The following is an 11,916-nucleotide window of genomic DNA, read 5'->3' as shown; positions in this document are numbered from 1 at the left end:
CCACCGCGGCCGGCCGCCCGCCGCCTGCCGTGCGCCGCCCGCTGCCCGCTTCGGCACCGGAAGCGGGACCGGCGGCGGGATCGGGACCGGGACCCCACCGGGACCGGGGCCCCACCGGGACCGGGACCCCACCGGGACCGGCAGCGGAATCGGGGACCGGCGTCGGGTCCGGGGACGGGACCGTACCGGGACGGGCGCCGGGCTCTGGACCGGGCCCGCACCGGGACCGGCAGAGGGACCGGCAGAGGGACCGGCAGCGGAGCCGGGATCGGAGCCGGGATCGGAGCCGAATCGGGACAGGGACCGGACTCGGGACCGGCGTCCCGTACGCCCGTATCCTCCGCGTCCCACAGCACACACGAACGCGCCGGCCGGGTCCTTCGTGGACGGACCCGGCCGGCGCGTCGGCGTCGGAGAACCGCTCAGGACGGCGCGCGGTACACCGAGATGTGGTCCCGGCTCTCCGGTCCGAACGGCTCGCGCCCCCAGCCGGCGTACCGCTCCGTCAGCCGCAGCCCGGCGAGGGACGCCATCAGGTCGAGCTCGTTCGGCCAGCAGTACCGCTCGGAGTGCGGCAGCAGGTGCACACCGTCGGCGTCGAACGTGATGCTCTGCCGCATGAAGGTCTGGGCGTTCCGGTCGTGCGCGTGCAGATCGATCGTCGCGGAGTCCTCCGTCACCTCCCGCACCGACAGCTGCCGGCTCTGGTCGTAGTAGGGCGGATCGGGTACGTAGCACTCGATGACGAACGCGCCACCCGGCTCCAGCACCCGGGCGACATTGCGGAAGCAGGCCGCCTGCTTGTCGGCGTCCCGCAGGTTGAACAGCGTGTTGTAGACCAGGTACACCAGCCGGAAGGGGCCCTCTGCGGGCACGTCCGTCAGATCGCCGACGACGGCCTCGACCCGGCCGCCGTCCGGCTTGGCCAGCATCTTGTCGATCATCTTCCGGGACGCGTCGACCCCGGTGACCTCGACGCCCCGGCGGGCGAGCGGCAGTGCCACACGGCCGGTGCCGACGGCGAGTTCCAGGGCGGGCCCGCCGTCGGCGAGGGCGGCGAGGAAGTCCACCGCCTCGGTCGGATCCAGGTCGGTGCTCTCGTCGTACGCGTCCGCCCACAGGTGTCCGAAGAACGCCGGGTCGTCGAACTTGGACGCGGGCCTGTCCGTGCCTGACATATCTGTGCCTTTCGACCTCTTGGTCCGTCGGTCAGTCCGCGTTCCGGCTCGTAGCGCCCGTGTAGTAGGCGGAGGCGTCACCGGTGAGGGCGACCCCCGGGCGGCCGTCGATGCCGACCGGGACGGGACCGGCCACCGTGGTGCGCTGGCACACCCGGCGGGCGTCGCCGTAGTCGAAGACAGCGTAGTGCTGGGTGGCCTGATTGTCCCAGATTGCGAGGTCTCCGGAGCGCCACTTCCAGCGCACCGTGTGCTCGGGCCGGGTCACGTGCTCCTGGAGGACCCGCAGCAGATCGCGCGATGCCTGCCGGGGCAGGCCCGCGACCCGGGTCGCGAAGCCGCCCAGCAGGAGGGACCGTTCGCCGGTCTCGGGGTGGACCCGGACGGCCGGGTGCTCGGCCTGGAAGACCTGGGAGACCATGCCCCGGTGGACGGCGGCGACGGCCTCGTTCGTGGCGGCCTCGCGCTCGTAGATCGAGGTGTAGTCGGAGTCGCTGCTGTGCACGATCCGCAAGCGGTCGGCGAGGTCGCGCAGTTCGTCCGGCAGGCTCGCGTACGCGGCGGCCGCGTCCGCCCACATGGTGTCGCCGCCGACGGGCGGGATGACCACCCCGTACAGCACGGCGAAGGCCGGGGGCCGGTCGACGAAGGTCAGGTCCGTGTGCCAGTGGTTGGCCCGCATGCCCTTGTGCGAGTCCATCTCGCGGCGCAGCGGCTCCCGTTCGGCGGAGGCGAAGATCGGGTGGCCGCTCGTCAGCTCGCCGAAGCGCTCGCTGAACGCCACCTGGCTCTCGTAGGTCAGCTGCTGGTCGCGGAGGAACACCACCTTGTGCCGCAGCACGGCGGCGCGAAGCTCGGCCGCGGTCCCGTCGTCGAGCGGGCGGCCGGCGTCGACCCCCCGGATCTCGGCGCCGAGGGTGCCGGTCAGCGGGACGGCCTCCAGGCGGGTCGGAGCGAGGACGGTGTCAGTCATCGTGCACCTTTCTGGCGTGGGTCACTGCTGTGGCCCACCCGGGCTCGGACGATGGATGTGCCCAACGGGGCAATTATTGCCAAGGCGTTGACAAATAGGCAACACGTAAGGCAATTCTATTGCCAATAGCGTGGCCGTTCGGCCGACTAGGAGGGCATCAATGCGTGTCGTCATCACCGGAGGGGCCGGCTTCCTCGGTTCCCATCTCTGTGACGCGCTGCTGGAACGGGGGGACGGAGTCGTCTGCGTCGACGACCTGTCCACCGGGCGCCTCGCCAATCTGGAGCATCTGCGGGACCACCCCGGCTTCGTGTTCCTGGAGCGGGACGTCAGCCGGGGCCTCGACGTGGCCGGCCGGGTGGACGCGGTGGCCCATCTGGCGAGCCCGGCCTCGCCCCCGGACTATCTGCGGCGCCCGCTGGAGACACTCGCGGTCGGCAGCCGCGGCACGGAGCACGCGCTCGCCCTGGCACGGCGGCACGGCGCCCGTTTCCTGCTCGCCTCCACCAGCGAGGTCTACGGCAGCCCCGCGGTCCACCCGCAGCCGGAGGAGTACTGGGGCAACGTCAACCCGATCGGCCCGCGCAGCGTCTACGACGAGGCGAAACGGTTCTCGGAGGCGCTGGCCTCGGCCCACGCCAGGACCCTCGGCACCAGCACCGGCATCGTCCGCATCTTCAACACCTACGGCCCGCGGATGAGCGCGCGCGACGGCCGGGTCGTCACCAACTTCATCACCCAGGCGCTGAACGGCGAACCGCTGACCGTCTACGGAGGCGGCGCCCAGACCCGCAGCTTCTGCTACGTCGACGACCTCGTGCGCGGACTGCTCGCCATGCTGGACTGCGCCGAGCCCGGCCCGGTCAACCTCGGCAACCCCGAGGAGCGCACGATGCTGGAGCTGGCCGAACTCGTGCTGCGGGCCACCGGCTCCCGCTCGCCCGTTCTGCACCGGACGCTGCCGCAGGACGACCCGCCCCGGCGCCGCCCCGTCATCACGCGCGCCGGCCAGACGCTCGGCTGGAGCCCCGAGATCGGCCTGGAGGAGGGCATCCGCCGGACGGTGGCCTGGTTCGTGGCCCGCCCCGAGGAACTGCGCGGCGCCGCCCTGACGGCGCTCGACCGGTGAGGAGGCCGCCCGTGAACGGGCGGAGCGCGGGCGGGCGGCCCAGGGGCGGCCGGACCGCGCGGCAGACCGCGGCGCACGAGCGTCGGGAGCAGGACCGGAACCAGCAGCAGAAACAGAAGCAGCAGAAACAGAAGCAGGAGAAACAGGACCAGAAGCAGGACCAGAGGCAGAAGCAGCACCAGAAGCAGGACCAGGAGCAGGAGACGGCGGCGCGGCGGACGCGGGAGCAAAGAGCCGCGGCGCGGCGGACTTTCGGACAAGGAGCCCGTGGACATGGAGCCGGTGAACGGGGAGCCCGTGGACAAGGAGACCGTGGACAAGGAGACCGTGGCCCTGGTCACCGGGGCCGACAAGGGGTTGGGCCGGGAGACCGCCCGGCAGTTGGCGCTGCGCGGCGTCACGGTGCTGCTCGGCAGCCGTGACCCCGGCCGCGGAGCGGCCGCCGCCCGGGCCCTGGCTGCCGAGGGCGCCGTGGTCACGCCCGTCCGGCTCGACGTCACCGACGCCGACGAGGTCCGGGCCGCCGCCGCCCGGGTGCGTGCCGAGCACGGGCGCCTCGACGTCCTGGTCAACAACGCCGGTGCGTTCGTCGGCAGTCCGGCCGCCGAGACGACGGCCGTCGAGATGCGGGACATGTTCGAGGTCAACGTCTTCGGCGTGGTCACCGTCACCCACGCCTTCCTGCCCCTGCTGCGCCGCTCCGCCGCGCCCCGTATCGTCAATGTCTCCAGCACGACGGGATCCCTGACGCTGACCTCGGAGGGCGCCGACCTCCCCGGCGACGCGGACCGGCGCATGGCGTACACCTGCTCCAAGGCGGCGCTCAACATGCTGACCGTGCAGTACGCGATGGCCTTCGCCAGGGACCCGGAATCCGCCCACATCAAAATCAACTCCGCGACCCCCGGCTGGACCGCCACCGACATCAACGACCACCGCGCCCCCCGCCATGTCAGCGAGGGCGCACGGGCCCTGGTCGAACTCGCCACCCTGCCGGACGACGGGCCCACCGGCGGCTTCTTCGGCGACGAGGGGCGCGTGAGCTGGTAACGAGCCGCCGAACGGGGTAGGGAGAACCGAAGAATGATCACTTCGCTCTCCGCCCTCCGGGCCCGGCTCCGCGGCCGCGCCCTGCCCCTGCCCGCCTCCGACCCGGGCCTGCTCCGGCTGATGGCCGGGCTGCGCACCGTCGTGTCCATCGGGCTGACGCTGCTCGTGCTCGTACTGCTCGGCGCACCCGTGATGGTGCAGGTCGCCGGGGCGCTGACGGCGTTGATCTCGACCGTCGCCGTCAGCGAGACGCTGCTCAAGGACCAGGCCGTGACGCTCGCGTTCGGGCTGCCCGTCGCCTGCGCCGCCGTCGCGGCCGGCACGCTGCTCGCTCCGTACCGCGTCGTCGCCGACATCGTCTTCGTGCTGGTCATCTTCGCGGCCGTGTACGTACGGCGGTACGGGCAGCGCGGCAAGGCGCTCGGGATGATCTCGTTCCAGCTCTTCTTCGTGGCCCAGTTCGTCCATGTGGGGGCGGCGAAGCTGCCGATGCTCGTCGGCGTCGTCGCGGTGGCCTTCGGCTGCGGCGCGCTGGTGCGGTTCGGGCTGCTGCGGGTGACGCCGGAGCAGACGCTGAGCCTGCTGATGGGATCCTTCCGGACCCGGCTGCGGCAGGCCGTCGGGCTGATGGTGGAGCTGGCCGGGCAGGGGCGCGACGGCGCGGGGCGGGAGCGCACCGAGAAGCGGCTGCGCCGGCGGATCGAGCGGCTGCACGAGTGCGCGCTGATGATCCAGGGACGGCTGGAGGACAGCACCCCCGACGCCCGCACAGCCACCTCCGTCCAGCGCCGCGTCGCCGGCATGGAGATCGCCACCGAACGGCTCGCGGCCGTGCTGCTCGACCCCGACCGCCCGCCGCACACCCCCGGGCTGACCGGCCGGCTCCGCGAGCTGTACGAGGCCGTCGGCCGCGACTGGCTCCAGCGCCGCACCCCCGTCGGCCTCGGATACGTACGGGACCGGCTGCTCGGCTACCGGGAGAACGCCGGTCTGGAGGGTGTCCCGGCCGCCGACCAGGAGGCGCTGCGCGCGGCCGGCGAGCTGGCGTTCAGCGTGCTCGGTCTGCGGGTCGCGCTCGGTACGGCCGGCAGCGAGACCGACGAGGACAGCCCGAAGACCCGGCAGTACCGCGAGGAACTGGAGACGGAGGAGCTGTCCCTGCGCGCCGAGGCCGAACCGCTGGCCATGGACCTCGCCGACCTGGAGGGCGAACCGGGCGAGAAGGCGCAGAAGGAGAAGGAGGAGGACGCCGAACCGCGCGGCCTCCAGCGGCCGAGCACCCGCATCGCCTTCCAGGTGACCGTCGGCTCCGCCCTCGCCATCGTCAGCGGTGAACTGCTGTCCTCCCAGCGCTGGTACTGGGCCGTGCTCACCTGCTGGGTCGTCTTCCTCGGGACCTCGTCGACCGGCGAGATCCTCGTCAAGGGCTACCGGCGGCTCGCCGGGACGGTCATCGGGGTGATCGCGGGTGTCGGACTCACCGGGCTGGTCGCGGGCAACAGCGGGCTGGCCTTCGTGCTCGTGCTGGTGTTCGTCTTCGCGATGTTCTACACCGCACCCGTGTCGTACACCCTGATGTCGTTCTTCACCACGGCCATGCTCGGCCTGCTCTTCACCGTCCTGCACACCTACAGCGACGAGATCCTGATCCTGCGCATCGAGGAGACCGCCATCGGTGCGGCCTGCGGCCTCGGTGCCGCGCTGCTCGTCCTGCCGGTGCGGACCAGCGAACACACCGACGAGCAACTGCGGACCGTGCTGGAACGGATGAGGGACGTCGTCGAGGAGGCCGTACGGCGGCTCAGCGGAGACCGCGCGGACGGCGCGGGCGGCGCGGCGGGCGCGGGCGGCGGGGCGGGCGCCGTCGACCTGCTCGACTCCGCCCGCGAACTCGACGACGCGCTGGACGACCTGCGGTCCGCCGTGCAGCCGCTCACCCACCCCGTCAGCCCGCTCCGCTCCCGCAGCCAGAAGGCGCGTTACGTCGTCGCGCTGCTCGACACCGCCGCCTACCACGTACGGGGACTGGCGGCCGTCGCCGAACAGCTGACCGGCAACAGCCGCATCGCGCCCGACCCCCGCGTCGCCTCCGCCGCCGGCCGGCTGTCGCGCAATCTGCGGAGCCTGACCCGGCACCTGGAGGAGCCCGAGGAGGAACCGGACAGCGGGCTGCTCCCGGCGTCCGACACGATAGGGATCGCGGTCATCGACCACCCCTCGCGCTCGCCCGTCGGTTCACGCGTCGCGCGGCACATCCAGCGGCTGGACGAGATCGTCATCGGGCTGGCGGAGCCGCTGGAGATGCCGGTCGAGGGCGGACGGAAGGGGAGGAAGGGGAAGCAGTCCCCGCCCTCCGGCTGACCGGCCCGCCCCCGGCCGTCCGCACCCGCACCGTCCCGGCCGCGTCAGGGCCGGGACACCTTCAGCTCGTGGCTGCCGTCCGCGTTCCGGCCGGTCACCTCGACGGTTATGCCGGTGCGCGCGTCCCGGTAGGTCTCGCCGACGCCGAACGGCGCGTCCGTCAGCTCCGCGTTGACGTTGGACCGCTGCGCGCAGCCGCCGCTCCGCGGGGCGCTGTCGCGCACCTCGACCGGTCCCGCGCCGCTGTCGACGCGGGTGTCCACCCAGTAGACGAGCACACCGGGCTTGCAGACCACGGCGTCGTTGCCCTCCCGGGTGCGGACCTCGACGGCGTATCCGGCGGTGCCGGTGACGGGGACGTAGAGGAGCTTCGTGCCCCTGCCTGCGCCCGTCCCGGTGCCGGGGCGCGCGCCGGGTCCGGGACGGGAGCCGGAGCCCGGCCGGGAGTCGGAGCGGGCATCGGAGCGGGAGCCGGGGCCCGGCCGGGAATCGGAGCCCGAGCCGGTCCGGGAGCCGGGGCGGGGGCGGGGCTCGGAGGCGGGCTTCGAGGTGGGGTGCGCGGCGGGGTGCCCGGCGGGGTGTGCCGGGGCGGCGGACGCGCCCGGGCCGGAGGCGCCGGCGTCGGTGCGGCGGTTGAGCGGGAGCAGGGTGTGCTCGCTGGTGCCGCTGCCGACCGCGCAGCCGACCTCCCGGTCCTCGTCGAGCCAGCCCAGCTTGCGCTTGTGCCAGCCGAGGAAGTCGTTGTTCGCGCCCCAGCCCTCGGACATCAGGTCCCAGTGGCCCGCCTTGCGGCCGCCCTCGCCGGTGTAGAGGTCGGGCAGGCCGAGGGAGTGCGCGTTCTCGTGCGGCAGGACGCGGTAGGCGTTCTCCGCCGCGCCCGTGGTGCCGTCGTCCTGACGGCTGTATATGAACGACATGTTGTCCAGGGGCACGCCGTCCGCGTGCGGGACGCCGGGCGGGCCGGTGAAGGTGACCGACAGGACGGTGTCGACGGCGGACGGCCCCGCGTTCGGGGTGACCAGGACGTTGATCAGGTCGTACGCCGAGAAGTCCACGTGCCGGTCGGCCGCCCGGGCCAGGTCCTGGACGAGCCGTCGGTAGCCCGGCTCGTAGCGGGCGCCGCGTTCGACTCCGTACGAGGCGAAGGGGCGGGGCATCCGCAGCCAGTCCCGGACCGGGGTCTCGGCCCGGTAGTCGAGGACGCCGTAGGAACTGCGCTCGTACCAGTCGGCGGTCTCCGGGAAGAACTCCGCGAAACGGTCGAGGGCCCGGCCCTCGCCCTGCGCGTCCGGGAAGTCGATCATCAGGGTGAGGGCGCGGAGGGTGCCGGTCGTCGGGGCGTGGCCCGACGGGGTGGGTATGCCCTCCGACATCTGCACACCGGGGGCGTGCACCGGGGCGCACGTGGCGTCGGGCCGGGCCAGGACCTCGGCGGCCGGGCCGGGGTGCGCGACGGGCACGGCGGGTGCCGCGGCGACGGATATGACGGCCGCGGCGAGGGCGGAGCCGGTGAGCAGCGCGGTGCCGGGGCGCCGCGCCGCGCGGCCGGTCCGTCCGCCGCCGGATATCGCCCGGCCGCCGTGTCCCGCCGCCCGCCGGTCGTGCCGCTCGGGGCGACCGGCACCGGGGGCGGACCGGCGCGTACCGCGCGTCGTACGGAGGCGGGTTATTCGGCGGGAGGGCTGCTGCGGCTGCTGCATGGCGGTCGCCTTCGGTGACTCGGCGGCCCGGGGCGAGCACCCCGGTCGGGGTACGCCGCCCGGGCCGGGCGGGCTCGGCAGCTCCCGGGCGTCCGGAAGCGGCCGGTACGGGGCCGTCGCTGCGGCCGTCCGTGGGATCAGCCTGGGCACCCGGGGCGGACGGACGCGCGCGGTGCGCCGCCGAACGTGCGGAAACGGTGGGCCGATCGGGGGGCTTCGGCGGCGGCCGGGCATGGGGGCGCACGGGGCGGCCCGGCGTGCGCGGCGTGCGTGGCGGGCGTGGCGCGTCGGCTTCGGGGTCGGCGGGGTGGGGGCGAGTCCCCTATCAAAGGCGGGGCGTCGTACGGGTTTCGAGGGGCGGCGGGCGGCGGGCGGTCACGTCGGCCGTGGGGGTGGCGGGGCGGCGGGGCGGTCGTGTCGGCCGTGGGACTGGCGGGCGGCGGGGCGGTCACGTCCGCAGTGGGGGCGGCGGGCGACGGGTGGTCGTGTTGGCCGCCGGGGCGGCGGGACGGTCATGTCGGCCGCGAACGCGGGTGTCGTGCAGGCATCGAGGGGGCGCGCTGTCCTGGGGTGTGGCCGGTGGGACCCCGGGGGGTGTGGCCCGTGGGACCCCGGGGGGTGGCCCGTAGGACGGCGGGGGTGTGGCCCGTAGGACTCCGGGGGTGTGGCCCGTGGGACGGCGGCAGCGTGGTGTGACCGGTGTCACGTGTCGATCGGGAGTATCCGGGGAGCGGCTCCCCGTTTACTCCTGTGTCCGGCCGATCCGGGGAATCACTCCCCGGATCCGGGTGGACCTGCCACCGGTCGGCGCCCGCCGCCCGCAGCCGTATGAGCCCGGAAGGAGCACCACCGTGAACACAGCGGCCACCGCGTTGAAGCGCACCGGGGAGCCCCGCCTCCGGGCCGACGCGCTGCGCAACCGGGAGCGGATCGTCGCGGCCGCGCGGGAGATGTTCGTCGAACACGGGGCGGACGTCTCGCTCGACGAGGTCGCCCGCCGCGCCGGTGTCGGCAACGCCACCCTCTACCGGCACTTCGCGGACCGGCAGGAGCTGGTCCGCCGTGTCACCCTCTACGTCACCCACCGGATCACCGATCAGGCCGAGGCCGCGCTGGCCGAGGAGGCCGACGGCTACGAGGCGCTCCGCCGCTTCGTGCACGCGGTCGTCGACGAGCGGGTCGGCGCCCTGTGCACGATGCTCGCCGGGACCGCCGAGGAGCGCGGCGAGCACACCGAGGCCCGCGAGCGGCTGGAAGGCGCCGTCGAGCGGATCATGGCGAGCGCGCGGGACTGCGGCCGGCTCCGTGCCGATGTCGAGTTCGGCGATCTGATGGTGGCGCTGACCCAGCTCACCCGGCCGTTGCCCAACAGCGGCTGCCTCAACTTCGACAGGTTCGCCCACCGGCACCTCCAGCTCTTCCTGGACGGCCTGCACACCCCGGCGCGCTCCGAACTCCCGGGCTCCGCCGTGACCCTGGAGGACCTCCGGCAGCGACCCTGACCAAGCCGCACCGCCCGCGACCCCGACCAAGCCGCACGCCCGCGACCGATTCCGTATTCCCGCTTCCGCAACCGGCCTGCCCGGCCACCCCTTCGAGCACGCCGGCCCGGCCGGCACCCGGCCGTCCCGGCCGATCCGGCCCGCAGACAGCCGGTCCGGCAGGCGCAACCGTCCCAGCCGACCGTCCCAGCCGACCGTCACAGCCGACCGTCCCAGCCGGCCGTCACAGCCGACTGAGCCGAATCAACCGACTCGGCCGACACCACCGACACCACCGACACCACCGGCCTCTTCGCACACCGCCGGCCTGAACACACACCCGTCACCGAACGGCGCCACACCGCCCCGGCCGGGCCTGTCCCGCCCTTTTTATCCGACTTCGTATCGCTAGGTAGGCACAGCCATGTCACTCGCAGAACTCCGGCCCGATCCGAAGCGCTGGACGGCGCTGATCTTCATCTCGCTCGCCCAGCTCATGGTGGTGCTCGACGCGACCATCGTGAACATCGCGCTGCCCTCGGCCCAGGCCGACCTGGGCATATCCGACGGCAACCGGCAGTGGGTCATCACCGCCTACGCCCTCGCCTTCGGCGGGCTGCTGCTCTTCGGCGGCCGGGTCGCCGACCTCTGGGGCCGCCGGCGCACCTTCGTCGTCGGGCTGATCGGCTTCGCGGCCGCGTCTGCGCTCGGCGGTGCCGCCGTCAACACCGCGGTGATGCTCGGCGCCCGCGCGCTGCAGGGCGTGTTCGGCGCGCTGCTGGCCCCGGCGGCGCTGTCGCTGCTGGCGGTCATGTTCACCGACGCCCGCGAGCGGGCCAAGGCGTTCGGCATCTACGGAGCCATCGCGGGCGGTGGCGGCGCCGTCGGCCTGATCCTCGGCGGCGTGCTGACCGAGTACCTGAACTGGCGCTGGACCTTCTTCGTCAACATCCCGTTCGCGGTCGTCGCCGCGGCCGGCGCGCTCGTCGCCATCCGTGAGCCCGCCGGAAGCCGCAACCCCTCCCGGCTCGACGTCCCCGGCGTCCTGCTCGCCACCACCGGTCTCGTCGCCCTGGTCTACGCCTTCACCCGCGCCGAGACCGACGGCTGGGCCGCCGGCGGGACCGTCGGCCTCTTCGTCGCCTCCGGGGTGCTGCTCCTCACCTTCCTGGCGGTCGAGTCCCGGGTGCGCAACCCGCTGCTGCCGCTCCGCGTCATCACCGACCGGAACCGGGGCGGCGTGTACCTCTCCCTGGGGCTCGCCATCATCGGGATGTTCGGCCTGTTCCTCTTCCTCACCTACTACCTCCAGGTCGTCAAGGGCTACACCCCCGTCGCCACCGGCCTGGCCTTCCTCCCGATGGTCGCGGGCATGATCACCGGCTCCACCCAGATCGGTGCCCGGCTGATGACCCGGGTCCGGCCGCGGCTGCTGATGACGCCCGGCTTCCTGGTCGCCGCGCTCGGCATGCTGGTGCTGACCCGGATCGACACCGACACCTCGTACGCCGCTGTCGTCCTGCCCGGGCTCGTCCTGATGGGCCTCGGCATGGGCACGGCGTTCATGCCGGCCATGAGCCTGGCGACGTACGGGGTCGAGCCCCGCGACTCGGGCGTCGCCTCCGCGATGGTGAACACCTCGCAGCAGGTCGGCGGCGCGATCGGCACGGCGCTGCTGAACACGATCGCGGCGAGCGCCACGACCGCGTACGCCACCTCCCACGCGGCGGGCGCGCGGTCCGCGGACCTGCTGCGGCTGGAGGCGATGGTGCACGGCTACACGACGGCGATCTGGTGGGCGCTCGGCATCCTGGTGCTGTCGGCCGCGATCGCCTACGGACTCGTCACCGCCGGTCGGCAGGGCACCGGTCCGGCAGTGGCCGGCTCGGGGGCCGGATCCGGGTCGGAGGCCGGCGAGGGCACGGAGAACACGGCACCGCCGGTGCTCGTGCACTGAGCGGACTGAGCGCACTGAGCGGGCTGAGCGCGCTGAGCGGGCTGAGCGGGCTGAGCGCACCGAGTGACTGAGTGCGCTGAGTGGCTT

At 73.6% G+C, this 11,916-nt stretch carries 8 protein-coding genes; 5 read left to right on the top strand and 3 right to left on the bottom strand.

Features of this window, described 5'->3' with window-relative positions; all coding sequences use genetic code 11:
* Positions 1-422 precede the first annotated feature (422 nt).
* Both GCU69_RS07255 and GCU69_RS07250 read right to left on the bottom strand, forming a co-directional pair.
* A complete protein-coding gene (locus tag GCU69_RS07255; protein WP_098754689.1) occupies positions 423-1,178 on the bottom strand; it encodes a class I SAM-dependent methyltransferase in 756 nt (251 codons plus the stop codon).
* A gap of 31 nt (positions 1,179-1,209) precedes the next feature.
* Positions 1,210-2,151, bottom strand: coding sequence for a TauD/TfdA dioxygenase family protein (locus GCU69_RS07250; RefSeq protein ID WP_098754688.1), 942 nt, complete (start codon positions 2,149-2,151; stop codon positions 1,210-1,212).
* A 160-nt stretch (positions 2,152-2,311) separates the two neighbouring features.
* On the opposite strand from GCU69_RS07250, the gene GCU69_RS07245 reads away from it, so the two are divergent.
* From GCU69_RS07245 to GCU69_RS07235, 3 genes are all read left to right on the top strand, one after another.
* Positions 2,312-3,280 carry a UDP-glucuronic acid decarboxylase family protein gene (locus GCU69_RS07245; protein ID WP_098754687.1) on the top strand — a complete coding sequence of 323 codons (969 nt, stop codon included), beginning with the start codon at positions 2,312-2,314 and terminating at the stop codon, positions 3,278-3,280.
* A 273-nt stretch (positions 3,281-3,553) separates the two neighbouring features.
* Positions 3,554-4,330: an SDR family NAD(P)-dependent oxidoreductase gene (locus tag GCU69_RS07240; protein WP_156205446.1), complete on the top strand. Its 777-nt coding sequence runs from the start codon at positions 3,554-3,556 to the stop codon at positions 4,328-4,330.
* A 33-nt stretch (positions 4,331-4,363) separates the two neighbouring features.
* Complete coding sequence (locus tag GCU69_RS07235) at positions 4,364-6,691, top strand: FUSC family protein (protein WP_156205445.1); 2,328 nt, start codon at positions 4,364-4,366, stop codon at positions 6,689-6,691.
* Between the two features lie 44 nt (positions 6,692-6,735).
* Here the strand turns inward: GCU69_RS07235 and GCU69_RS07230 are convergent, their stop codons facing one another.
* Positions 6,736-8,391 carry a M6 family metalloprotease domain-containing protein gene (locus tag GCU69_RS07230; RefSeq protein WP_156205444.1) on the bottom strand — a complete coding sequence of 552 codons (1,656 nt, stop codon included), beginning with the start codon at positions 8,389-8,391 and terminating at the stop codon, positions 6,736-6,738.
* Positions 8,392-9,242: 851 nt separating this feature from the next.
* Here GCU69_RS07230 and GCU69_RS07225 point away from each other — a divergent pair.
* Together GCU69_RS07225 and GCU69_RS07220 are read left to right on the top strand one after the other, a co-directional pair.
* Positions 9,243-9,893, top strand: a complete 651-nt coding sequence (locus GCU69_RS07225; protein ID WP_235978297.1) for a TetR/AcrR family transcriptional regulator — start codon at positions 9,243-9,245, stop codon at positions 9,891-9,893.
* A gap of 403 nt (positions 9,894-10,296) precedes the next feature.
* A complete protein-coding gene (locus GCU69_RS07220) occupies positions 10,297-11,829 on the top strand; it encodes an MFS transporter (protein WP_098752379.1) in 1,533 nt (510 codons plus the stop codon).
* Positions 11,830-11,916 lie beyond the last annotated feature (87 nt).

This window comes from Streptomyces lycii (assembly GCF_009735685.1).
Classification (GTDB): domain Bacteria; phylum Actinomycetota; class Actinomycetes; order Streptomycetales; family Streptomycetaceae; genus Streptomyces; species Streptomyces lycii.
This window is presented reverse-complemented; position numbering and strand designations above follow the sequence as displayed.